Below are 24,141 nucleotides of genomic sequence, written 5' to 3'. Positions count from 1 at the left end.
CATCTAATTCCAGAGAAACGGGGCCACCGAAGCGAACCGCGGTTGCTCCGTTTTTTTTACATTGATTTCTGTTTGTGCTGATCTCCGAGAATCATTCTTGATACTCGGTGTTTAGTCTTCTGCTCGACTACCATCACCACACATCTTGACGATCCGGGGATCAAACCGGGCAACCACTTCAACCAAATCTTGTTGCTCGTGCATCACTTGCAGAATGTCTTTATAGACAGCCGGGACTTCATCCGCCCCGGCCGAAATCACGTGAATCCCTTGTTCGGCCAACTCATTTTTCACAGCCTGCAAATTAAATTTTGCCTTCGCTTTTCTCCGAGACATTTGCCGACCCGCACCATGAGCTGCGGAACGAAAACTGTGCTGATTGCCCTTACCTCGCACCACGAATGCAGGATCTTGCATCGATCCTGGAATCACACCAAGGTCACCCACCGCAGCAGGCGTCGCGCCCTTGCGATGAACAATCACTTCTTGCCCATGGTGTCTCTCTTTCCAAGCAAAATTGTGATGATTTTCAACACCCCCCATGACGTTTGCTCCCAGCAACTGCGTCACATTTCGATGAATGACTGCGTGATTCGCCGCCGCATAATCCCCCATCAGATTCATCGCCAACCAATATTCCTGGCCTGCCTCAGAATCCAGATCGAGCCAAGCTAAGCGATTCAGTTTTTGGTAGCGACTTGGCAGTTGTGATTGGGCGATCGAGCTATAAGTTGAACAAACAGAAGCTCCGGAACCACGACTGCCACTGTGACTGAGGAGCGCCACATATTGGCCAGCCTCGAGACCCAATTCATCGTCTTTCTGATTTAGCGTCAAGACGCCGAACTCAACAAAATGGTTACCCGAACCGGACGTCCCAAGTTGTCGCGCCGCCTTGTCTTTGTTTTCTCTTGTGACTTTTGTAATCGACCAATCTTGGTCCATGACCGCATGTCCCTGGGGTTTGTTATATTTGCAGCCCACACCAAAGCGTGTTCCTCGTTCCAGCGAATCACGAAACAATGAGAACCGTGACTTGAGAGCACGCGGGGGCATATCCAAGACGGAGAGTTTCATCCGACAGGCAATATCAACGCCAACGGCGTAGGGGATGACCCCACCTTCACAGGCCAACACACCACCGATGGGTAGCCCATATCCAACGTGAGCATCTGGCATCATTGCCGCGCCAACAGCGCATGGAACTTGGCAGGCCGATCGCATCTGCGCATGAGCAGCTTCATCAATGCTTGAACCCCAAGTTCGATATTTGATTTCATCAACTTGTGGCCGAGACCCTTCCGCAATCAATTCCGAGGCGAAATCACCAAAACAGGAGTCACCGACAAAAAGCCGCGGTGCATTCAGAACCTGTTTGACTTTCTGCTTTACGGCCTGTCCTTTTAACTCGCCTGAGGAAACAGCGCGCTGCACCGCTTGAATGGCGCGACTCATGCAATCCTCGGGTACACCCAATTTCGTCAATTGCCTTCGATTCATCAGGAAATCTCGCTCCGTATCAGATAAATCTGGCGGAATCCGGCTCGCGCTTGGCCCAACGTACAGCCACCGAATTCGATTCGTAGCACACGTGCTCCAGACCGATGCCTCTGGCACGAAAGAGGACCGGCAATTTAACCGGCCCTCGATACTCGCAACAACGTCGAAGTGATTTCGATCTTAGATGTCGTAGTACAAGCAGAATTCATACGGATGCGGACGCAGACGAATGGCGTCCACCTCATTCTCGCGTTTATAGCGAACCCAAGTCGAGATAACATCCTCGGTAAATACGTCCCCCCGTAGTAAGAATTCATGATCCTGTTCCAAGGCAAGCAACGCTTCATCCAGCGAAGCCGGCGTCTTGGGAACCTCCGCCGCCTCCTCAGGGGGTAAGTCATAGATATCCTTATCCAACGGTTCACCCGGATTAATTTTGTTTTGGATCCCGTCAATGGCAGCCATCAGTAACGCCGCGAAAGCCAAATACGGGTTGCAACTGGGATCTGGACAGCGAAATTCAATTCGTTTTGATTTGGGACTGGGACTATACATTGGGATGCGACAAGCAGCCGAACGATTGCGTTGTGAATAGGCCAGGTTGACGGGTGCTTCATAACCGGGCACCAAACGCTTGTAGCTATTGGTCGTTGGGTTCGTAAACGCGAGGATAGCACGTGCGTGTTTTAAGATTCCACCGATCGCGTGGAGTCCCATTTCGCTAAAGCCGGCGTAACCGTCGCCCGCGAAGAGCGGCTCACCGTCTTTCCACAGAGAAAGGTGAGTGTGCATGCCGGAACCATTGTCGCTGAACAGAGGTTTTGGCATGAAGGTCACCGTCTTGTTATGACGAGTCGCCACGTTCTTGACGATGTACTTGTAGAGCAACAAATCGTCAGCCATTTTGACCAATTCGCCAAAACGCAAATCGATTTCGGATTGGCCTGCCGTACCCACCTCATGATGTTGGCACTCGACATCCAATCCGCTTTCGACCATAACTTGCATCATCTCATTACGGATATCCATCATTTGATCGGCAGGTGGTACAGGGAAGTAACCCTCTTTGTGTCGCAACTTATAACCCAGGTTAGGCCCCTCATCCGTTCCCCGATTCCATTGGCCCTCAACACTGTCGAGGAAATAAAACCCGCTGTTCGGCTGCTGATCAAAACGCACATCATCAAAGATAAAAAACTCGGCTTCTGGCCCCAAGTAGGCCGTATCGGCAACACCGGACATTTTCAAATAATTCGCTGCTTTTCGAGCAACATTGCGTGGATCCCGCGAATAATCTTCGCGAGTGATCGGATCCTGGATATTGCAAATCAGCGCGAGAGTTTGCAATTCGGTAAAAGGATCCAGAAAGGCTGTCTCCGGTTGGGGCACAACCAACATATCGCTTTCGTTGATCGTTTGCCAACCACGGATACTTGATCCATCGAAGCCCAAGCCATCTTCGAAAACATCTTCGTCTAACTTACCTACCGGAATCGTAAAATGCTGCCAAAGGCCCGGAAAGTCCATGAAACGCATGTCGATCGCCTTGACATCTTTTTCTCGACACAGGGCCAACACTTCTTTGGGTGTCATGTGATCCTCTTTCTTGAAACAAGAACTAAACTGTCCATGCCAAATCGGTCAGGCGACCGAGGTCGGTCCCGCCGTGAAAACCAATTGAATATCCGGAGCCGATTCTAGATTCGGCATCGATCCACGGACAAGAGATGGCCTTATTCACATCAACTCCTCGCCTAAATCGTCAACCCTGGGCTCGATTCCACGCCTTGGTCAGCGCCAACGTTCGGCTTTATTCTTTGCAAATTCGTTTGCAACCCTCCCCTTCCACTGGCTCCTCCAACGTCAAGCTGCCCGCCAAAAACCGCACGGCTTCCGACAGGTTCGACCGAGATGCAATAATCGTTGTTTGCAACATCGTAACAGCTGATCTTGCCACAACACCAACGTCAGTGGCTCTGCTGCCACTGGTCAGAGTTGGCTGGCTGGCTTTCTGGTTTCGCCGGCGGATTTTCGTGGAAGACTGCCAAAGCTTGTTCACCACCTGGTTTCAACTCGGCACTTTTCACAGGACGGCCGACTGCCCTAACCTTTATCCGAGAAGCCGCATGTTAGGCGATTGTGTCCAGAATTCAATCGGAGAGATCACAGATTCCCCAACCGTGCGATCGATCCGATGGCGAGATTCGACTCAAACGCCGACAGGCTGAAACCTTCAGAACGGCTCTTTGAACAAGCACGCTCAATCGGAAACCAATCGAGGATCCCGTTTTCGACGTCGAGATTTCATGGCGTGTGGAGGTTGAATCCAGGCACCAATGGGTGGAGCCGCGGTCCGCCGCCGAAACAGGACAGCTAGAAAGGCCGGCACCAAAATAGGCCGAACTACAAACGTGTCGATCAATACGCCAAGCGAGAGCGCAAATCCCAATTCGGCCATTCCACGCAGCGATCCGGTTGTCATGGAAACAAACGTGCCGGCCATGATAATCCCACAACTCGTGATGATACCGCCCGTCAGCACGATCGCTCGTCGTAAACCACCAAACATTCCATACTTGGCTTGTTCTTCGAAGACCCGGGTCGCCAGGTAAATATTGTAGTCCTGCCCAATAGCAATCAAAATCACAAACAAAAACAACGGCACCTTCCAGTCAAGTCCCTGGAAGGTTTCACCATAAGCCGCTTGAAAAAATAGTTCCGTCAAGCCAAGCGTCACGTAATAGCTAAAAAGGACGGACAGAATCAGATACAAACAGATCACGGGCCGACGTAGGGTCAGCAATAGAACAGCGAGCACTGCCAAAACAACCAAAATCTGAATCTGGATATTATCGCGTGCTGTCACGATTCGCAGATCGCGAATGGCCGAAGTAGTCCCGGCGTAAAGAAATTCGGTTTGGTACCAATAGGAATCAGGGTCTGCCAATTCCGTTTGCAAATAGTGATCAAGGTGCGTCAACACTTCCGCCGACTCAATCGCAAACGGGTCGTGATCCAATACGATCTCAAACCGCGCGATGTCTCCTCGCAAAGAACCGGCCGTACCTCGCTTTTCTTGAGCCGTCTTGGCCTTGCTCAGATAGAGGGACCGTGTCAACTGGTGACTTTGCAAAGCGGCTTTCTTGAGCGAATAACCGCGGGGCCGATCGCCTCGTGGCTCATCTAAACTCCGAACTGACAAGACCCCATCCAGATACAGATCCCGCGTCAGTTGTTGAAGCGCTTTTTTGCCTGCGGATAGATCCAAATCTCGACTGGGAGTCTTGGCCAGCAAAGTGAGTGGTCCGGTCTCACCAATCGGGTAATGTTTCCGCATCGTCATCGCGCCAGCTTTGCTGGGACGACTTGGACTTAATTCGCTCAAAAAATCGTAAGTCACTCCGACGCGTGATCCGACGACGGCAAACGGCAACATTACCACCGAACTGATGACGAGGACTCGTCCTGGCTGCGCGACGATAATTCGCGCGAGCCGATTCCAAATCCCCACGAAGTAAGGTCGACGACGAGATTGGCTTACACCGAAAGGCCAAAAAACGGCTGCTCCCATTCCCCTCAACAGCGCCGGTGTGAGGGTTAGACAAGCCGTGAGAGTCACTGCCAAGCAAAGTCCAATCGCAGGACCGCTATTGCGAAACTTTCCAAACTCGGCAAAAAACATCATGCCAAGGCCGATGATCGTTGTCAGAGCGCTGGCCGCTAACGCACCGCCAACTCCCTGGAGCGAATCCACGATGGCATCTCCTCGTGTTTTCCCAGCAGCAAGTTCTTCGCGGTAACGAGAAATCAAAAACAGGCAATAGTCGGTTCCAGCGCCAAACAAGATCACGACAACAAAAATCTTTGTCGTCGTGAAAATACGGAAATTCCACCAATCAAATCCCGGGATGACGTTCAATTGTGTCAAGGCAGCTACAAGACTTGTGGACACCAAGACGGAAACCACAATCGTGATCAAGGGAATCAGCACGAGTAAGGGAGAACGATAGACGACTGTTAATATGACGACGACCAGAACGATCGTGTACGTTTCGGTATTGCTGATACTTTCTGCGGCCGATCGCAACATATCGCCTCCCACCGCAGCTGACCCCGTCAAGCCAACTTTCAAGCCCTCGGGAAGCCCCGTTTGGGTTACGTCACCAATCGCCGATTCCACTTCCTGAAGCAATCGTATATTGTCGGACGCCATAAATTCCTGCCACAGCCGTACGATCACCAGATCAGCCTGATGGTCGCGACTACGAAGGTTGGTTCCCAAGACTTCGTTATGACGGGTCCAAATATCAATAATCGGTAAACGACTCAGCTCCGTCGGCTGAAGCGTCTCGCCAACCAACCCAAGCCCCGGATCAAAATCGCTGGCCAGCTGGCGATCCCTTTGGGCATCTTCTTCCATTCCCAATGTGCGCAAGTAAAAAGCTCGGTTGTTGAGCGCCAAACCAAATTGCGGATCCAATCTCAGTGATTCATCCCAAGCAACAGCCGCCGTCCGTTGAGATTCATCCGCCAATGAAAAAATCTGATCGGCTCGCTGATCCTCACCTTGATCGCGCAACTCGGCAGCTTCCGACCAAAGCTGTTGGGCATATTGAAAACTCGAAACAGCGTGCAAATTGTTTAGCCTAGCCGCAATTTGGTCGGTCACCGCCAAGTCATCCGCCGTCAAGGCCTGCCCATCACGGGAAACAATGACGACGATTTCACTCTTGGCACGACCGCGAGGAAAAGCTTCATCGAGAAGCTGCTCGCCTCTCACACTTGACATGTGAGCCGGCATGTAGGCTAAGTCGCCATCGTCGGTGACGTCATCCCATCGCGGAGCTAATGAGCGAGACAATACGGCAACGCCAACCCAAGCGAGGATGACTAGAACCCAATAACGGGAGATGAGATTGCCGAGTCGAACGAACATGGATTTTCGAGAGCGGAAAAACACGGTGGCGGTAAGCGAAGGGACCTATGCCTCATTTTGCGTGTGAGGTTCGATCCCTGCCAAGCGTTCGCCGGATCATTGCCCTTTCGACCAGCCGCACCCCTGGTTACAGCCTAGGAGATCGAGCCGTCTTTACACTGACTGCTCTATGGTAGCGGTACGGACAGCCCGATCCAAGGCGATATCCGCAAGGAAAGATAACGAGAACACCCTTGGAATCCAGAGAAGAAACGCACTCAGCGGCCTGCCATGCATGGCTCAGGCGAGAAAACGCCTACCAACCCAGTGTTTGTGGCAATCGACGAGGTTGGCGTGATGCTTGCGTTTGCTGCGTGGAGGATTGGTCCTGACGGGAACCACGATCTCGCATCACAACCAGGTTTTGGGCAACTTTGACACCCGCTTTCATCACAGCATCCTCGGATTCATTGTCCGCGACGACTCCCTCAACCGGCTTGGCCGTCGACTGAATCACCACATCGGGCGTGACTCCGCGAAGACTAATCGCTTGGCCACTTGGAGAAAAGAATTTGGCTGTTGTCAGCCGAACGCCACCTTTGACCGATCGCAGCGGGAAAATACCCTGCACGGATCCTTTTCCATAACTTCGAATCCCGACGACCGTTCCGCGCCGATGATCTCGGATCGCCCCAGCAAAGATTTCACTGGCACTCGCCGAATCTGAGTCGATCAGCACCACCAAAGGAACTCGCCACGTGCCAACGCGATGTGCTTTGTAATCGTAGTTCTCACGTGCACTTCGCCCGTGAGTAGCAACAATGGTTCCATCGACGACAAATCGATCAGCCACTTCGACGGCTTCGGTCAACAATCCACCCGGATTGCCACGCACATCCACGATTAAGCTTCTCATTCCGTCACGATGTAATTTCCAGAGAGCCGCGTCGACATCGCGACTGGTCGTCTTCTGAAAGCTACTGATGCGGAAGTAGGCAACCCCGCTGGCCGCATCAGCCATCTTGACGTCCTCAACGCTCGGAACTTCAACCCGATCGCGACGCACCGTGATTAGACGAGGAGCCAGATCCGGGGAAACGACGGTCACCTGAACCGTCGACCCCTGCTCACCTTTGAGTAGATCCGCGGCACGATCGGTTGAGAGATCTCGGGTGGATACACCATCCACCGCCACAATACGATCACCGGCTTTAATCCCCGCTGACTCGGCGGGTCCTTTTGCGATCACACCCGCGATCAGCAAAGCTCCTTCATCAGCCTTCAGCTCAACACCTAAGCCGACAAAGTTTCCTTCGATCTGCGAGTACACGTCGTCCAACTGATCACCGGTCAAGTAAGTGGAATACGTGTCCAATGAGTTAGTTGCCCCGCACATGTATTCAAGAATAATGGGCGTGCTTGAGATACCAAGTTGTCGTGCCGAGTAGCGAGCGATCCACCGCACCATTTCCTCTGCGTGTTGACGGTCGGTCAGTCTCCGATCATTTAAAACATTTTGGATCTGATGCGTGAGCTGATCACGAGTTACCGGCGAAACCTGCACTCGGTTGACGCTGACAAAGTCTTGGTCCTTCAAAGCAATTTCTAATTCTTTCGTTCCTCGCCGAAGTAAGTCGTTCCAGTCAGGCGACCTGACATAGTGCGATTGGATCTTCAGAATAACTTCCGAAAACAAATCCATCGCTTGTTGTTCGCTGAGTTGCTGAAGAGCGTCAACGTAGCTTTGATCGGCGTATCGACGGTCGAGATCGAAACGCATGCGAGTCAGCGAAACAAGTTGTTTGAGTTGGTTGTTTTGCGGATATCGACGAACGGCCTCTTCGTAATGACTCAGTGCTTCGCCCCATCGCTCGTCACTTTCGAGACGTCGGCCTTCGAGCAACACTTTTTGAACCGGGTCTGGCGCCACTGCGTCAGACGCTGAAAAGCCGAGTTGCGCTTCACTGACTTGAACAAAGATTGAAGATGAAAGGAATAGACTACTGAGCAGCACCCGCTTGAAGAGATTCCGTCTTATCATCAGCCACTTCCAACCGTTGGGGGCGGAGGCAACCATTCACGTCCTTGTCACACAGCCCGAAAGAAGAATGGGAGCGAGGCTGAGTCGGGTGACAAATCGATGAGGGTCGCTAATCGCGCCGTTTCAGGATTTGTTCTAACCATAGTTGGGGAAAGCAAAAGGCGTGCTCTCGGCCCAGGTGAATATAGGTCACGAATTGACCTCGGTCAAAGAAATCAACCCCGGTTCAGACCGTGGAACAGCCTTTTAATCGATACAATCGCAACTCGACTGGCTATTGCAACGATTGGCTGGACCTGACTAGCTCGAAACTTGATCGACCGCGCGTCCCGGCACTTCCGACGCAACCTAATACCTGCTGCATCGGCGACAGATTTTATGCGTCCGACCGCCGCAAGACAAAAAAAGGTCGCCCATTCGCTTGGCGACCTTAAAAAACTAGAGTCTTCCTTCAATCACAGCTTCAACCAGCACTAAGTGACCGATTCAGCTGCCATCAGGCGAGTGCCTGCATCAAAGCATCCCAACGGCACTCTCACTACTGGCCAGGTTGTGACGGTTCAATTCCAAGCAATTCAATCTCGAAAACAAGCACCGAGTCGGGACCAATGACTGGTGGACTTCCCTTTGCCCCATAAGCCATCTCCGACGGGATCACAATCTGCCACTTATCGCCGACCTTCATGTTCGTCAACGCCTCGGTCCACCCCTTGATAACACCGTCGACCGGAAAGACGGCAGGCTCACCCCGTTTATAAGAACTGTCAAACTCGGTCCCGTCGACCAACCGACCGCGATAATGCGTCTTTACCGAATCAGTAGCTTTGGGTGTCGGTCCATTCCCACTCTTGAGCACCTTATACAGGATTCCATCCTTGAGTGATTGGACTCCCTCAACTGCTTTATATCGTTCCATAAATTGTGGACCGGCAACACGATTCTTCTCGGCGAGCTGTTTCATCTTTGCTTCGACTTTACTTCGAGCCATCTGCTCCACTTGCTGCATCGCCTGCTGGATATCCGCCTGCTCGAGTCGCGGTTTTTTCGATTCTAACGCGTCCTTGATGCCAAGGAGTACAGCATCCAAATCGATCGTTGTTGCATCCAAACCGCCACGCGTAAAATTGGTGCCGATCGACATCCCGATCCCATAGCCCGCTTTCTGCTGAGGGGTTTGCAATTGGGCAGGTAACTCAGCCGCCTGCGCCATCAACATCTGGACCATTGCCAGTTGGAACAAACCTACAAGCAAACAGAAACGTGGTCGCTTCAACATGACAATCCCCTTAACTCAATCGTGTCATCTAAATCAAAAGTGATCACCACGTCACCACTCTGGCTTCAATCGAGGGCTTCAATCGAGGGCTTCACGGAGATCCGACAAGCTGGACATTATCCACCATTCTCCGCTGTCAGGAAACCCAGTGCGAATGACGGAATCCGCCGAGACGGACAGTTGCGGAAAACGACAACCGAGAGTGCCCGACTCAATCCGCTGCCAAGATCTGCAACAAATCGGAAGTCCGATTGAGTGGAAACAGCCGCTTTAGCGAGACTGGGCTTCCGCCTTAGTCTCGGCTCGGGTGCGATTTTTGAGCCGACTAACAAAAAATCGCATCGGCATCTGCACCAAGAACACAAAGCATATCAAGGACAGAACGACACAGAGAATCAACATCAAAAATGCCATCAGAAACTGTGGAACAAAAATCACGCTGGCTACCAAGGCAGCCAAAACAAACAAATGCGCTTGCCGCAAACGGAACGAGTCGGGTCGCTGAATTTGGCCCGTCTTCGCTTCGATAATCTGGCTGCCTGACGCCGAAAATGAATGCGTCTGGCCGTCCACACAGTTCTTACTCGAAAACATTGCACCTCCCCGCAGATTTCAAGACCCCATGATCATAGCCTGTTTGCCTTCAATTAGCGAAGCGATTCCCGAGAAAGATCTGCGAAGAACTTACTCAATCGCTCCTAATTGAGCCAAAGAATTGTCCATTTCAAGCGATCGCTCGGACCAAGCAAAATGTTGCATCCGCGTCTGGAGCGTTTCACGGGTTCCCGACCAAAGTTGCCCCGTTTCGTGACGACCCACTAATTTCCCGAGGCGCGCCGCAAGCTCTGCCGACGCCCCCATATAGAAATGTTCGCGTTGCACATCGCGGTCGTCCGCGCCCACAACCTCCGGATAGGCAAGACGTTGTGGAAGTAATGGCAAAGCACCTGCTGAGATCGCTTCGACGGCGCTCATCCCAAAAAACTCGTGATTTGCGGTCGAGACCACCACGTCCGCCCAACCCAGGACATTCCGGTAGTCGGATGCAGAGGATTGATAGCCCCAGTGATCAATCTCAGCCTCAAACTCAACCCGTGCCTTGTCAAAACAGCCAGGAATCTCCCGATAGGAGGGCCCGATGACCCCAAGTCGAAAAGGGTGCCCAGCGGCTTTTAACCGACGAATCGCCTCAAAAAACTGATCCGGATTCTTATCGTGTTCCCAACGTGCGCACCACAAAATCCTCAGCGCCGTCCCCAATTGGCGGGACTTTGTGTCCCAGACGCCAATTCCAGGGCTCTGGACGGCGGACTTCTGACGAATCGCATCCACCGCCTCCAGATGCTGAAAGTCAGGCATTTTCCGCAAGAATTCACGAATTGCGTCCAGAAATTCATTTCGGTGGAATTCTGAGTTGAACCAAACTCGATCTGCTCGTGAAGCGGACAAGAAATTCGAGTAGGCGTACTGATAGTCACGAGGCTGTCGCGAGGGATAGGTGAGCTGGTTTTCATGAAAATAGACAACCGATGGCAAATCACGGGGGAGTCGCCTCGACATGCCCAACATTTCCGGCAGGTTCAACATGTCGCTGCAGAACAGCAAATCCCACTCGCAACCCTCGTCCACATGTTGGTCAACACGCTTCGCCAGGGTCAAGCTCGCGTGGCGCATCCGCCATTTCCATTTGTAGCCTGGCAGATCAAGCACCGTCCAATCATGACGACTATGATCCCGCCACCCTTCCAGGAAAGCTCGGTGGCTACCGTCAAAATAGGGCTCAATCGCGAGAATTCGCATGTCCTCACCCGTGAATCTCAATTCGTACCAAGGCAACCCAACCACCCAATCCAGTGCGGGCAGTGTACACTGAGGTAAGGGGCAACGGCGATAAGGGGCAACGGCAGACGTTTCAATCTTGGAACGGCAGGAGAGCTTTGGTTGGCAACGACACGAGTCAAAGATCCGTTTCTCACAGGCATGATCAGCTTGATGATCGGCGCATGTTTAGCGCCCGCCATTCCGGCCCACGCTGATGAAGCGCCCAGCGAGGCTCGAAAACGGCTGAACCAACAATTCAACAAGGCAATTCACAGTCTCATTGAAGCGAGTCAAAACGAGACTCAGCGTGAACACCGTCGCAAGGCACTGCTCCCGACAGATCCTTCGCGTCTGTATCTATTCATTCCGCCAGGCGACGACTCAAATCAACCTGCGGTGGATGATGCGGCATTAGCCAGAGTTCAACAGATCTTTGGTGAAAAGATTTTTCAACTCGCCGTTCGCTCGATCCAAGCAGACGAGGCTGGGCAGGCGTACCGATGGCTTCACGAGGTCCTGCGTTACATCCCGGATCACAAAGAGGCTACCCGCCTGTTAAACATGCCGAAAAACCGAGCGGCCCGCATTCGTCCAGGACAACGCACCCATCCCAAATACGGTTGGAAAACTGGCAGCTACCTGCAAATCGACACGCCCAATTTTCGTATTACGACCAACAGAGGCGAAGCCGCGGGTAAGAAGCTGGCCGATACACTCGAAGAGCTGAATTCGGCTTGGCGACAATTGTTTTTTGACTATTGGAGTCGTCCTGCTGCGCTCAAAGTAGCCCTCACTGGTCGCCCTCTCACGCTGCGAAGTAAAGCCAAGCACCAAGTCGTGCTCTTCCGTGATCGGATTCAATATACGGAATTCGTGAAGGCGATAGAGCCCAACGCTCAGATGACGCTCGGCTATTATCACGCCCCGTCTCGTACCGCCTTTTTCTTTGGTGATGAATCCAATCAATCGACTTGGCGTCACGAAGCAACCCATCAATTATTCCAAGAAAAAAAACGCACTCCATCGCGGGTTGGCGAAACAGCACACTTCTGGGTGGTTGAGGGAATCGCCCTCTACATGGAGTCTCTCAAGAATTCAAACAACCTGGCTTCACTGGGTGGGATTGAGTCAGATCGCCTGCAATTCGCACGATACCGCTTTCTCAGAGAAAGTTTTTATGTGCCCTTCGATCGCTTCGCAGCCTTGGGACGTATCGACCTGCAACAAGACCCTCAGATCCGTAAGCTCTACAGCCAAGCCGCCGGACTCACCCACTTTTTCATGAACGGCAAAGACGACCAACGTCGCTCAGCATTCATCGATTACATCACAAGCGTCTATGCCCCAGAGACGAAAGCGAATGCTCTGGCAAAACTCGTAGACGACAATCCCAGTCAGATCGACCAACAATATCATGACTTCCTCAACGTCGACGACTCCGACTTATTGATGCTCGACCCCTCAGTCAGATTGCACAATCTAGCGTTCGGATCGACGCATATCACCGACCGAGGCCTCCAAGCAGTTGAGCGACTCGAAAAGCTCGTCTGGCTGGATCTAAAAGGAACAAAGATCAGCGACCTGGGAACAACTCATTTACCAACCGCAGAATCCCTGATTCAGTTGAGCCTTGAACAGACTCAAATTGGAAACGAAACGGTGGCCAGACTCGCGCCTGCTCTCCAGTTGGAAGATCTCGATCTATCGCACACCAACATCAACGACGACGCCCTCAGCATGATTGCCAAATTCCCCAATCTCAAGATTCTCTGGCTGACCGGAACCGAAGTCAGCGATGAGGGAATTCGACATCTGCACAACCACGCAAATCTCCGCGAAGTCGATCTATCGGGAACCAAGGTGACCCCGGCAGGCCAGCAGCAATTACAAGAGATGCTGCAAAATAAGTCCGAATGATGCTGTGACGAGCATGGTCGCTTTCCTTCTCACGACCCGTCTCATCCGCCGATACCGATTCGGAAAAAAGTCGACCTACCCTCTTGGTCCGCTTTACCTCAAACCCGACAATGCCCTGTTCAATCGGCAGCAACCGACCCTGCAGCAACTTACCGTCGATGGAGTCAATCATGTCGTGGAATCTATTGAAAACCTCTTACGGAACCGTCAAACAGCAGAAGTATGAAGTGGCCGTGTTGCCGCTGGGAGCAACAGAGCCCCACAACTTGCATTTGCCTTATGGTACAGATGTGCTGGAAGGTCGGATCGTTGGCGAGCACATTTGTCGCGCAGCACATGAGCAAGGTGGAAAAGTTGTCCTTCTGCCCACAATCCCCTACGGGACCGAAACCAATCTGCGTGAATTCCCCTTGGCGATGAATCTAAATCCCCAAACACTGTTTGCAGTCATCGAAGATCTCGTCGAATCACTTGTCAAAAGCGGCATTCGCAAGGTCGTGCTTCTGAACAGCCACGGAGGCAACGAGATGAAGCCGCTGCTGCGGCAGCTTTACGGAAAAACAGAAGCCCATCTTTTTCTCTGCAACTGGTATCACGCACTTGCCGAGGAATACGACAAAATCTTCGACCATGCCGAGGACCATGCGGGAGAAATGGAAACCTCGTTCGGATTAGCCTATTTCCCGGATCTCGTCCGAAAAAGTGCAGATGGATCGCTCGATGCGGATGATGGCCGAACCACCCCTTTACGATTTAAAGCGTTGCAAGAGGGCTGGGTCTCCATCACGCGACCCTGGCACTTGCTGACCACCAATTCCGGGGCCGCCTACCCGCACCAAGCGACGGCGGAGAAGGGGAAACAGCTGATGGAGGTGATCGTCGAGCGACTCGCCCCATTTTTGGTAGAACTGTCGGAGGCAGATCTCGACGATGCATTTCCTTTTGTGACAGCCCCGACCGGCGACTGATACCCGCCTCCGCACGACGGGCCGTTGACCGAAACGGCCAGGTTGCGTACACTCCTTGGTTACTTCGTGGTGGCTGTAGCTCAGTTGGCTAGAGCACCAGATTGTGGCTCTGGAAGTCGCGGGTTCGAGCCCCGTCAGCCACCCCTTCGCTCGACGGCCCAAACCGTCGAGCTTCTTTGTGCGCTCTCGGGAACGGTGAGCCTGCAAAGATCCGATGGAAAAGGCGATCGCCAACAACCTTTTGAGGGAGAGTCGGCTGCCTGCTCCTGCTGATCGGGCAGAAACCACGGATCACCGATCAATCGGCCCATGAACCAGCCTGGATTTGTGGGTCGCTCCGGTGCGCAGTCCTACCCCACCCTGTCCTCAAGACAGTATGATGCCACACGAACAACGCACTGAGGTTCATCATGCAACTGTATAAATACGAAGGCCGAGACGGCCGACAATCGGTTGGCGTCGCGACGGATAACGTGGTTCATCCACTCAGATTCGAGTCGGGTCACGTAAAATCACTCGCCGAATTGCTCGAAGCTGACGATCTCCATCCACTTATCGACTTCCTGCGAGACGACTCAACCCAGGTCAATCTCGAAGATGTCAAACTACTGCCTCCCATCGACTCTCAAGAAGTTTGGGCGGCGGGAGTGACCTACAAACGGAGTAAGGCTGCCAGGATGGAAGAGTCCGAAGCAGCAGCCTCCTGCTACGATCGAGTCTACGTCTCAGATCGACCGGAACTCTTCATGAAGGCCACCCCCCATCGAGTGGTCGGCCCAAATGCAACGGTCCGCATCCGAGAGGATTCGCACTGGAATGTGCCTGAGCCCGAGGCAACGCTGGTGCTCAACTCCCGTCTGGAACTTGTCGGCTTCACCATCGGCAATGACATGAGTAGCCGAGATATTGAGGGTGAAAATCCGCTCTACTTGCCGCAGGCGAAAGTCTATGACCACTGCTGCAGCCTAGGTCCTTGCATCACTTTGACCGAAGCGATGCCCCCGCGGCAAGAAATTGGTATTAAACTCGAGGTCACACGAGAATCGCGATCTGTTTTCGAGGAATCGACGAGCGTCGCGGAAATGGCCCGATCGTTCGAAGACCTTATTCAGTGGCTCGGACGCGACAATTCGTTTCCCCAAGGGGTGTTTTTATTGACCGGCACCGGCATCGTGCCCGACAGCTCCTTTACGTTGCAAGCTGGTGATGAAGTTGCCATCTCGATGGATGGTGTTGGCACGCTTAAGAACCTCGTTGTGCAGGGATAAATCCGGACAAGGCGCCACGCGCCATCAATCTTTCTTTCCCTAATTTGCCTTTCACGCGCCAAGGAATCCGACGCATGAGCAGTCAACTTGTTTTGATCGATGGTCAGTGGCGGCCCGCAGAATCCACTGACACTTTTTGTGCCCACAACCCGCAAACGGGCGAGACCATCCCCGAAGCCTATCCGATCAGCAAATGGCAAGATTGCGAAATGGCTCTCGACGCGGCAACGACTGCTGCTGACCAGTTGAAAAAACTACCGGCGGAACAAATTGCAACGTTCCTGGAAAACTTTGCCTCGCAAATTGAGAATCGCAGCGAAGCGCTGGTGGAAACCGCCCATCAGGAAACGGCGCTCCCCAAGGCACCCCGATTGGCTAACGTCGAATTACCTCGAACGACCCATCAATTACGACTTGCAGCAGCCGCCACGCGAGACGGTTCCTGGACCACTGCCACGATCGACACAAAAGCCGGCATACGATCCCACTATGGTCCACTGGGCCCCGTGTGCGTGTTCGGTCCCAACAATTTCCCCTTCGCTTTCGGCAGCGTTTCAGGCGGTGACGCCGCAGCCGCTCTCGCTGCCGGCAACCCCATTATTGGAAAAGCAAATTCCTCCCATCCCGCAACCACACGACTGTTCGCCGAAGCAGCTTTGGATGCGATCCAAGCAACCGACATGCCACCTGCGACCGTGCAACTGATCTACCGATTATCTCATAGCGACGGTGAACGACTCGTCGCAGATCCGCGGAATGGGGCTACCGGCTACACCGGCAGTCGCAGTGCCGGTCTCAAACTGAAGGCGGCCGCAGACAAAGTGGGTAAGCCGATCTACCTGGAACTCTCAAGTGTCAATCCGGTGTTCATCCTGCCGGGTGCCGTTTCTGAACGAGGCAATGAAATCGCTGACGAATTGGCAGCGAGCGGATTGATGGGAACCGGTCAGTTCTGCACGAGCCCTGGCATCGCTGTCTTGATGGCAGGTGAACAGACAGACGGATTTCTCGATCGCTTGCAGCAACAATACCAATCCGCACCTGCCGGAATATTATTGTCAAAAAGCGTCCAAGAAAACTTGGTTGCCAGTATTCATGTTCTCGAACAAGAAGGCGCCCAAAAATTGGCTGCGGGCACTGCAACTGCTCCCAGTGGATACAGCTGCCCCAATACCCTTTTGAAGCTCACCGGTAGCGACTACCTCCAGGCAAGCGAAACGTTCCAAACGGAAGCCTTTGGAAACTGCTCTCTCGTCATTGTCGCTGATAACGAAGAGCAAGCGGCCAAGATTGTGAGCTCTTTTGAAGGCAACCTGACAGGCTGCATCTACTCGGATTCCCAAGGAGCGGATGATGGAGCCTACGACCGCCTCGCGGCGCAACTAAGAACGCGAGTCGGCCGATTGCTAAATGACAAAATGCCAACCGGAGTCGCCGTATCTGCCGCAATGAATCATGGCGGACCCTTTCCCGCCACCGGACATCCAGGCTTCACGGCAGTTGGGATTCCCGCCTCAATTCACCGATTTGCCGCCTTGCATTGCTATGACAATGTACGTAACCACCGTTTGCCCACTTGCCTACGAGACAAAAATCCCAATGGGGCAATGTGGCGCCATGTGGACGGAAACTGGACACAATCCGACGTTCCTGCTTAACACCAACCAAGAATTTACCGCGACTCCACAGCTTCAGCCGTTGAATTCGGATAGCCTTGCAAGCGGCACTGCGGCATAATGGGCCGGCGAGCAGGGGTCATGCCGCGACGGTTACAGTCTTGATGGCAAGTGTTGTCGACGCCAATCTTCCGGGAGCTATCCATGTCCATCTTACACCCATTGTCACTCCACTATCCAGCGATATCGATGCACCGTCATCTGCTCCGTTCCCTATTCTTGATCTGCTGCATGTGCTGCCTCGCTCCCCAGGCGTGGGCGGAGGGTCCCGGTCAAGAAGATCTGGATGAGGCAACCCTCAAGAAGCTCACCGCAAAAAATATGGCAGATCTTGAATCCGCCATCGAATTATGTGAGTCAGCACTCGAAAAAGGTCTGGATGATGAGAACAAGACCTATGCCCACGGCCTGCTGACCGCAACGCTCTACGAACACGCTTCACGACTCGGACGACTGATTTTTGACCAACGCCCAATCGACCCACGTTGGCCGGCAGCCAGACGGCTCGCCATGAAGGATCTCAATCGAGTCATCGAGATCGACCCCAAGATGGGAAGCGCCCAGTTGCTGATTGCCAAGTTGCAAGCTCTACCAGGTGGCGATCGCAAAACGGCCAAACAAGCGGCTAACCAGGCCATCGAATTATTGGCGGCTGAACCGGAACAACTCTCGAAGGCGCTCGTCGTCCGAGGTGGTTTGGCAGAGAAACCTGAGTTAATGCTTGCCGATTTCAACCAGGCCATTGAACTCGACCCACGAAATATGCCAGCCTGGCGAGGACGTGGCCTCTACCGCTTAACGCAAGGAGATTACGAAAAAGCATTGGAGGATTTCCAAACTCTCCTCGAAAATGACCCAAAAGATCTTTCGGCCCATCAAGGCGTGGCGCAAGCATTCAAGCAGATGAAACAATTCGACAAGGCTCTCGAACATCTGGACCAAGTGATTATCACCCAACCATCATCCTCGATTCCCTACGCTTTAAAAGCGCAAATCCTGGAGGAAAATGGCAAGATCACGGAGGCGATCGAGAGCCTTAACCAAGCAATCCGAATCGCGCCAAAAGATATCGCTGCACTCATGACCCGCGCCAGAATGCGAGCAAGCGAATCTCAATATGATCTCGCTGAAGGCGATGTCGATCGCGTGCTGAAACTGCAGCCGAACATGCCTCAAGCCATTTTGCTGCGCAGTGTGATTGGGGCAGCGCAGGGGAAATTTGATGAAGCCATCGGCGACCTGCAATCGCTGTTGAGACAAAACCCCGACAGCATCGACCTTAAACTTCAAATGGCCTCCTATTACGACGCAGCGAAAGAACCCAAAAGAGCGATCGAGTTGTACGATGAGGTGTTGAGCTCCGACCCCAAACAACAGATTGCTCTCCGACGTCGCGGTGATTCGTATCTCAGCATGGGAAAGCAAAAGGAAGCGATCGCCGACTATGAAGCGGCACTGCAGCAACAGCCGAAAGACAGTGGCCTACTTAACAATCTGGCTTGGATTCGCGCTACCTCGACAATTGATGAGTTACGAAATGGTCAGCAAGCACTGCAATTGGCAGAAAAGGCTTGTGATGTGACACAATACCAACAAGCTCATATCCTAAGCACACTGGCGGCTGCATACGCGGAGCTGGGAAACTTTGAAGAAGCATTGAAATGGTCGACGAAGGCTGTCGAACTTGATCCCGAAGAAGATCAACTGGCTCGCGAACTGGAAAACTACCGCAAAAAGAAACCCTGGCGCGAGCAGCAAAGCGCGTTCGCCGAAGACGCCGAATCCGATCTGAGTGACGCCGGCTTAGACGAGGAAACAACGATCGAAGAAGCCGGATTGAATGACACAACCAAAGATCCGGATCCGAAAGAATCAAAATCCGTCGAGGAAGCGACAACCAACTCGCAGGATGCCCCTACCACCAGCGACGATTGAAAATGCGGTTTTATCACCTCCGACGATTAAACCTCCGACGATTAAACCTCCGACTCATGCGAGCCCATGAATCGCCAAGACGCTCTTGAACTTGTCCACCAATACACCGACAGCGAGTCGCTCCGCCGTCACATGCTGGCCGTCGAAGCGGCGATGCGGGCTTACGCCCGAAAATACGACGAAGACGAAAACGAATGGGGTATTGTCGGATTGCTACATGACTTTGACTATGAACGCTGGCCCAATCCGCCCGATCATCCTCTCAAAGGCGCGGCGATCCTGACCGAACTCGGCTACCCGCCTAAGGTGATCTACGCGATCAAGTCCCATGCCGATTATTTGCCGGATTGCCCCCGAAATTCAGCACTCGACAAAACTCTTTATGCCTGCGATGAATTGGCCGGCTTTGTGACTGCAACGGCCAGAATCCGCCCTGAAGGCCTTCAAGGCATGAAAGCAAAGAGCGTCAAGAAGAAGCTGAAACAGAAAAGTTTTGCGGCAGCTGTGAATCGGGACGACATCCTCCGCGGTGCTGAGGATTTGGGAGAACCCCTCGACGAACATATTCAATTCGTCATCGATGCGATGACCCCAATCGCTGCAGAGCTCGGCTTCTAACAATGATCCGATCTACCTGATTGACATTCCTCGAGACCGCGAAATAATGCTGCACAATGTGAACAAAGGTTAATTTCCAACCCCACGACCACCCCAGCATAACGAGGAATCATCATGGAAATCCAAGCTGCGGAACAATTAATCGGTAAAAAATGCAAGCCGTGTGAAGGCGGTGTCGAACCTTGCACTCTGCCGGCGGCAGAACAGCAACTGGCCATCCTAGATGGCTGGTACCTGACCGAAGGCGGACAACGAATCCGCAAAGATTGGACCGTCCAAAACTTCATGGCAGGACTAGACTTTTTCAACCGGGTGGCCGAAATTGCCGAGGACGATGGTCACCACCCCGACCTCCACCTTGTTGGATACAAAAACGTCTCAATCGAGCTTTGGACGCACGCCATCGGTGGACTCAGCGAAAACGACTTTATTCTCGCGGCGAAGATTGACAAAGTAGCGCCGAAGTAAAACCAATCCGCTGGAATACTGTTGGCAGGAAACCCAGAGACGAAACTCCTCTCATCGCTCCGACAAAGGGATATTCGATGACCAACACGCCGCCCCCTGAGTCGGAGAGCGACCGTCCCAAGAAGAAAAGTCTCCTGCTCTGGATTGCCACAGGACTTGGCTTCGGTTTCTCACCTTTCGCTCCCGGAACGGTCGGGACCCTCTGGGGAATTCCGCTGGCATGGGGGATCAATCACATCCCGTTTGTGCCTGTGCAAATTACCATCATCGTACTCCTGATCTTGGTGGGAATTCCGATGTGTACTCGCGCCGCCGCAGAATTGAAGATGAAGGATCCAGGGCCCGTAGTTTGGGATGAAATCGTTACCGTACCGATCACGTTTTTCCTGATTCCCATCGAACTTATGTCTCGTCCCAGTGTGCTAATCGTTGGCTTCGTCTTGCATCGTCTCTTCGATATCTCCAAGGCACCGCCTGCCCGGCAAATCGAACAACTACCGGGTGGCACCGGAATTATGCTTGACGATGTGGTGGCAGGATTCTACTCCTGTCTGTCACTGCACCTCCTGACGCGCTTTGTCCTGGGAGGGTGACGCAGACCGATCACGTGAGATAAGATGTCGACTGATTTGCTGTTGAACCAACGATTGCCACAAGGAATTGCGTCGTGAGTGCCCAACTACTGGACGGAAAATCCATCGCTAATCAGATCAAACTTGAACTGGCTGATGAGGTCGTGGAGTTCATTGAAAACAACGACGTCGTTCCCAAGCTTGCCGCAGTCCTTGTCGGACAGGACCCGGCGAGTCAAGTCTACGTGCGCAACAAACAAAAAGCCTGTGAACGAGTCGGTATCGAAAGCCAAATGCACCGACTTTCGCAAGAAACGACCCAAGATGAATTATTACAACTTGTCGACAAACTGAACAAGGCAGCCGACGTCCATGGCATTCTGATTCAACTGCCACTGCCCGACCAAATCGATGCCTCGGTTGTTCTCGATGCAATTAGCCCCTGGAAAGACGTCGATGCCTTTCACCCAGAAAACGTTGGGCGCATCGCCCAAGGGCGACCTCGCTTCTTGCCCTGTACACCTCATGGTGTGCAACAGATCTTACACCGTAGTGAAATCCCTATTTGCGGCAAACACATCGTGATCGTTGGGCGAAGCGACATTGTCGGTAAGCCGCTGGCAATGATGCTGGTGCAACGCAACTCAACACTCGGTAGCGACGGTGCCAACGCTACGGTAACGATCTGTCATAGTCGCACATCCGATCTGGCCCAAGTAACACGGCAGGCGGATGTCCTGGTGGCTGCCGTGGGGCAGCCGAAACTGATCACTGCGAAGATGGTAAAACCCGGAGCCGCCGTGATTGATGTCGGCATCAACCGAACGGACGAAGGACTCGTTGGCGACGTGGATTTCGAAGCCGTTAGCGAAGTGGCCGGACACCTGACACCGGTACCCGGAGGCGTCGGCCCACTCACCGTGGCCATGCTGTTACGAAACACGCTGACCGCTGCCGAACTACAAATCGTCTAATCACTCGACAACCGACCCTCTCGAGACGGTTAATCGACGTTGGCGCTTGGCTTCGTAAAAAATCACAGCTGCCGTCGCCGACACGTTCAAGCTATCTGCCACACCTTCCATCGGCAGCTTGATACCCTTGAAATCCTCAGCTTTCCAACGCTGGCTGACTCCGTTCGCTTCGCTGCCGAGCACAATGGCCGTTCCACCGCGGTATTCGCATTCATCGTACAACTCAGCACCGTCCACTCGGGCAACAACCACTCGAAGCTTCGAGTGCTCCAACCAGGCAATCAACTCCTGACTGCTGGTCGCACAGACGGGCATGGAAAAGAGCGTCCCCAAACTAGCGCGAATCGCGTTGGGGTTAAACAGGTCGGTCACCCCATCAACGACGACCACTGCATCAAGGCCTGCCGCATCGGCGCTACGCACGACGGCTCCCACATTCCCTGGTTTCTCCACGCCCTCCAGCACCGCGATCAACGGAAGAGCCGGCAGATCAAGCTGCTCCAATGTCCTGGAGGGGGCTGTGGCGACCGCCACCAGACCCTCGTTACGCTCACCGTACCCGATGCGTCCGAGCAATTGCTCCGGGAGCAATAGGACCTGAGTCTGGGTTGAAACTGTCTCCAATAACGATCCAGCCTCTGAATCCCAAAACGTTTCAGCGACAAACAACTCGTGAAGCTCAACTCCAGCACGAATCGCACGATCAATTTCCCGTAATCCATCAATCAGGATTCGCTGTTGTCGCTCTCGGCCCCTTCGTTGGCGCAAACGAATTACATTCTTCAACCTGGAATTCTGCGGACTTGTAATTCGCTCGTAGTTGGACACGACGCTCACCTATCTGTTGATTCGCGGATAACCGTCGCCCTGCGTCGGCAGGGCTCAACACTCCGCGACTCCATTCCAAGCTGGAGCGGACCAATCAGAACCGTTGCCCAACACCAAATTACCCGATGAGACGATCGCGTTCTCCACCAGATGCATTACGCTTCGTCCAGAATATCCACCGCGGCAAATGGTTTCCCCTCTAACATCTCGAGGCTGGCTCCGCCGCCAGTGCTCACATGCGTTACTCGCTCGGCAAATCCTAATTGCTGGATCGCAGCCGCACTATCGCCACCACCAATGATACTGGTGGAGTCGCCGTCAGCAATCGCTTCCGCAACAGCCTTCGTCCCTGCGTCAAAAGGAGGCATTTCAAAAACGCCCATCGGACCATTCCAGACAACGGTCTTGGCTAACTTGACGATTTCTTGATAGATTTCGGCTGTCTTCGGACCGATGTCTAATCCTTCAAAACCATCCGGAATTTCACCTGCCGCAACAACTAGCTTGTTGCAACTCGCGGAGAAATCATCTCCGCAATGAGTGTCAACTGGCAAAACAAGTTTGTCGCCCCCCTGCGCAATCAAGGAACTTGCCAACTCGACTTTGTCGGGTTCCACAAGACTCTTGCCAACCGAGCCACCGCGAGCAAGCGAGAAGGTGTATGCCATAGCACCACCGATCAAGATCTTATCGCAAACACTCAACAGATTTTCGATAACCTTGATCTTGTCCGATACCTTTGCTCCACCCAAGATAGCAACAAAAGGTCGTTCAGGATTCGCAATCACATCGCTGAGATACTGGATTTCTCGAGCAACCAAGAAACCGACAACTTTCGGTTTGTCGCCCATCGCAACCGGCACAGCGTACATCGACGCGTCTTTGCGATGGCAAGTACCAAAGGCGTTGTTGCAATAGATGTCGGCCATCTCGGCCAAGGCTTGTGAAAAGGCTGCGTCACCACTCTTCTCACCCGAGTTAAAACGCACGTTTTCCAATAACAAAACCTCGCCGGATTGTAACGACTTTGCTTTGACTGATGCGTCTTCCCCTACCGTATCCGTCGCGAAAACCACTTTTGCATCCATCAACTCGCCAAGGCGTTCCGCCACGGGCTTTAAGCTGAATTCAGACTTTGGCTCACCTTTCGGTCGCCCCAAATGACTCATCAAAATCACACTGCCACCACGCTCCAACACAGAATTGATCGAAGACAACGCCATGCGAATTCGCCGGTCATCGGTGATCTTTCCTTGCTCATCCAGCGGCACATTGAAGTCGACTCGCATCAACACACTCTGACCGTCAACATCGACGTCGGCAATTGTCTTCTTAGCCATCGTTAAAGTTTTCCATCGATTCGA

At 53.0% G+C, this 24,141-nt stretch carries 18 protein-coding genes and 1 tRNA gene; 10 read left to right on the top strand and 9 right to left on the bottom strand.

Annotated features, from left to right (window positions below; translation table 11 throughout):
* Window positions 1–111: 111 nt before the first annotated feature.
* The 7 genes from P8N76_13975 to P8N76_13945 all read right to left on the bottom strand — a co-directional run bounded on the left by P8N76_13975 (window position 112) and on the right by P8N76_13945 (window position 11,532).
* A complete protein-coding gene (locus tag P8N76_13975) occupies window positions 112–1,500 on the bottom strand; it encodes an RtcB family protein (protein ID MDG2382773.1) in 1,389 nt (462 codons plus the stop codon).
* Window positions 1,501–1,680: 180 nt separating this feature from the next.
* Window positions 1,681–3,093 (bottom strand): type I glutamate--ammonia ligase, encoded by a 1,413-nt coding sequence (gene glnA / locus P8N76_13970; protein ID MDG2382772.1) that lies wholly within the window; start codon window positions 3,091–3,093, stop codon window positions 1,681–1,683.
* 667 nt (window positions 3,094–3,760) lie between these two features.
* Window positions 3,761–6,436 carry an MMPL family transporter gene (locus P8N76_13965; protein MDG2382771.1) on the bottom strand — a complete coding sequence of 892 codons (2,676 nt, stop codon included), beginning with the start codon at window positions 6,434–6,436 and terminating at the stop codon, window positions 3,761–3,763.
* Window positions 6,437–6,731: 295 nt separating this feature from the next.
* Entirely contained in the window at window positions 6,732–8,456 is a 1,725-nt protein-coding gene (locus P8N76_13960) for a S41 family peptidase (protein MDG2382770.1), read from the bottom strand.
* A gap of 538 nt (window positions 8,457–8,994) precedes the next feature.
* Window positions 8,995–9,732 carry an FKBP-type peptidyl-prolyl cis-trans isomerase gene (locus tag P8N76_13955; GenBank protein ID MDG2382769.1) on the bottom strand — a complete coding sequence of 246 codons (738 nt, stop codon included), beginning with the start codon at window positions 9,730–9,732 and terminating at the stop codon, window positions 8,995–8,997.
* Between the two features lie 270 nt (window positions 9,733–10,002).
* Window positions 10,003–10,326, bottom strand: a complete 324-nt coding sequence (locus P8N76_13950) for a hypothetical protein (protein MDG2382768.1) — start codon at window positions 10,324–10,326, stop codon at window positions 10,003–10,005.
* 90 nt (window positions 10,327–10,416) lie between these two features.
* The gene (locus P8N76_13945; GenBank protein ID MDG2382767.1) at window positions 10,417–11,532 is read right to left on the bottom strand and encodes a DUF3524 domain-containing protein; all 1,116 of its coding nucleotides are present in this window, start codon (window positions 11,530–11,532) and stop codon (window positions 10,417–10,419) included.
* Between the two features lie 141 nt (window positions 11,533–11,673).
* On the opposite strand from P8N76_13945, the gene P8N76_13940 reads away from it, so the two are divergent.
* The 10 genes from P8N76_13940 (at window position 11,674) to folD (ending at window position 21,949) form a co-directional block, all read left to right on the top strand.
* Window positions 11,674–13,470: a DUF1570 domain-containing protein gene (locus P8N76_13940; GenBank protein MDG2382766.1), complete on the top strand. Its 1,797-nt coding sequence runs from the start codon at window positions 11,674–11,676 to the stop codon at window positions 13,468–13,470.
* 170 nt (window positions 13,471–13,640) lie between these two features.
* Window positions 13,641–14,438 (top strand): creatininase family protein, encoded by a 798-nt coding sequence (locus P8N76_13935; GenBank protein ID MDG2382765.1) that lies wholly within the window; start codon window positions 13,641–13,643, stop codon window positions 14,436–14,438.
* A gap of 69 nt (window positions 14,439–14,507) precedes the next feature.
* Window positions 14,508–14,581: transfer RNA gene (locus tag P8N76_13930), tRNA-His, on the top strand.
* 267 nt (window positions 14,582–14,848) lie between these two features.
* On the top strand, window positions 14,849–15,706 hold the full coding sequence (locus P8N76_13925; GenBank protein MDG2382764.1) for a fumarylacetoacetate hydrolase family protein: 858 nt from the start codon (window positions 14,849–14,851) through the stop codon (window positions 15,704–15,706).
* Window positions 15,707–15,780: 74 nt separating this feature from the next.
* Window positions 15,781–17,364, top strand: coding sequence for an aldehyde dehydrogenase (NADP(+)) (locus P8N76_13920; GenBank protein MDG2382763.1), 1,584 nt, complete (start codon window positions 15,781–15,783; stop codon window positions 17,362–17,364).
* A gap of 162 nt (window positions 17,365–17,526) precedes the next feature.
* Complete coding sequence (locus tag P8N76_13915) at window positions 17,527–19,317, top strand: tetratricopeptide repeat protein (GenBank protein MDG2382762.1); 1,791 nt, start codon at window positions 17,527–17,529, stop codon at window positions 19,315–19,317.
* Window positions 19,318–19,383: 66 nt separating this feature from the next.
* The gene (locus tag P8N76_13910; GenBank protein ID MDG2382761.1) at window positions 19,384–19,935 is read left to right on the top strand and encodes an HDIG domain-containing protein; all 552 of its coding nucleotides are present in this window, start codon (window positions 19,384–19,386) and stop codon (window positions 19,933–19,935) included.
* Window positions 19,936–20,049: 114 nt separating this feature from the next.
* The gene (locus tag P8N76_13905; GenBank protein ID MDG2382760.1) at window positions 20,050–20,403 is read left to right on the top strand and encodes a 4a-hydroxytetrahydrobiopterin dehydratase; all 354 of its coding nucleotides are present in this window, start codon (window positions 20,050–20,052) and stop codon (window positions 20,401–20,403) included.
* 77 nt (window positions 20,404–20,480) lie between these two features.
* Window positions 20,481–20,996 carry a phosphatidylglycerophosphatase A gene (locus P8N76_13900; protein ID MDG2382759.1) on the top strand — a complete coding sequence of 172 codons (516 nt, stop codon included), beginning with the start codon at window positions 20,481–20,483 and terminating at the stop codon, window positions 20,994–20,996.
* 74 nt (window positions 20,997–21,070) lie between these two features.
* Window positions 21,071–21,949: a bifunctional methylenetetrahydrofolate dehydrogenase/methenyltetrahydrofolate cyclohydrolase FolD gene (folD, locus tag P8N76_13895; GenBank protein MDG2382758.1), complete on the top strand. Its 879-nt coding sequence runs from the start codon at window positions 21,071–21,073 to the stop codon at window positions 21,947–21,949.
* On the opposite strand, the gene P8N76_13890 is transcribed toward folD, so the two are convergent.
* Both P8N76_13890 and P8N76_13885 read right to left on the bottom strand, forming a co-directional pair.
* Window positions 21,950–22,777, bottom strand: a complete 828-nt coding sequence (locus tag P8N76_13890; GenBank protein MDG2382757.1) for a TrmH family RNA methyltransferase — start codon at window positions 22,775–22,777, stop codon at window positions 21,950–21,952.
* A gap of 155 nt (window positions 22,778–22,932) precedes the next feature.
* Complete coding sequence (locus tag P8N76_13885) at window positions 22,933–24,117, bottom strand: phosphoglycerate kinase (GenBank protein MDG2382756.1); 1,185 nt, start codon at window positions 24,115–24,117, stop codon at window positions 22,933–22,935.
* Window positions 24,118–24,141 lie beyond the last annotated feature (24 nt).

The sequence above is a fragment of the Pirellulaceae bacterium genome, assembly GCA_029243025.1.
GTDB lineage: Bacteria > Planctomycetota > Planctomycetia > Pirellulales > Pirellulaceae.
The sequence above is the reverse complement of the archived record's forward strand: the minus strand, read 5'-3'. Positions and strand labels throughout refer to the sequence as shown.

Excerpts from the sequence above, each read along its gene's own strand:
- P8N76_13905 (MDG2382760.1), top strand. The coding sequence starts at position 20,050 with ATGGAAATCCAAGCTGCGGAACAATTAATCGGTAAAAAATGCAAGCCG.
- P8N76_13975 (MDG2382773.1), bottom strand. The coding sequence starts at position 1,500 with ATGAATCGAAGGCAATTGACGAAATTGGGTGTACCCGAGGATTGCATG.
- P8N76_13935 (MDG2382765.1), top strand. The coding sequence starts at position 13,641 with ATGTCGTGGAATCTATTGAAAACCTCTTACGGAACCGTCAAACAGCAG.
- P8N76_13965 (MDG2382771.1), bottom strand. The coding sequence starts at position 6,436 with ATGTTCGTTCGACTCGGCAATCTCATCTCCCGTTATTGGGTTCTAGTC.
- P8N76_13950 (MDG2382768.1), bottom strand. The coding sequence starts at position 10,326 with ATGTTTTCGAGTAAGAACTGTGTGGACGGCCAGACGCATTCATTTTCG.
- P8N76_13960 (MDG2382770.1), bottom strand. The coding sequence starts at position 8,456 with ATGATAAGACGGAATCTCTTCAAGCGGGTGCTGCTCAGTAGTCTATTC.
- P8N76_13910 (MDG2382761.1), top strand. The coding sequence starts at position 19,384 with ATGAATCGCCAAGACGCTCTTGAACTTGTCCACCAATACACCGACAGC.
- P8N76_13945 (MDG2382767.1), bottom strand. The coding sequence starts at position 11,532 with ATGCGAATTCTCGCGATTGAGCCCTATTTTGACGGTAGCCACCGAGCT.
- P8N76_13920 (MDG2382763.1), top strand. The coding sequence starts at position 15,781 with ATGAGCAGTCAACTTGTTTTGATCGATGGTCAGTGGCGGCCCGCAGAA.
- P8N76_13885 (MDG2382756.1), bottom strand. The coding sequence starts at position 24,117 with ATGGCTAAGAAGACAATTGCCGACGTCGATGTTGACGGTCAGAGTGTG.
- P8N76_13925 (MDG2382764.1), top strand. The coding sequence starts at position 14,849 with ATGCAACTGTATAAATACGAAGGCCGAGACGGCCGACAATCGGTTGGC.
- P8N76_13955 (MDG2382769.1), bottom strand. The coding sequence starts at position 9,732 with ATGTTGAAGCGACCACGTTTCTGTTTGCTTGTAGGTTTGTTCCAACTG.
- glnA (MDG2382772.1), bottom strand. The coding sequence starts at position 3,093 with ATGACACCCAAAGAAGTGTTGGCCCTGTGTCGAGAAAAAGATGTCAAG.
- P8N76_13915 (MDG2382762.1), top strand. The coding sequence starts at position 17,527 with ATGTCCATCTTACACCCATTGTCACTCCACTATCCAGCGATATCGATG.
- P8N76_13900 (MDG2382759.1), top strand. The coding sequence starts at position 20,481 with ATGACCAACACGCCGCCCCCTGAGTCGGAGAGCGACCGTCCCAAGAAG.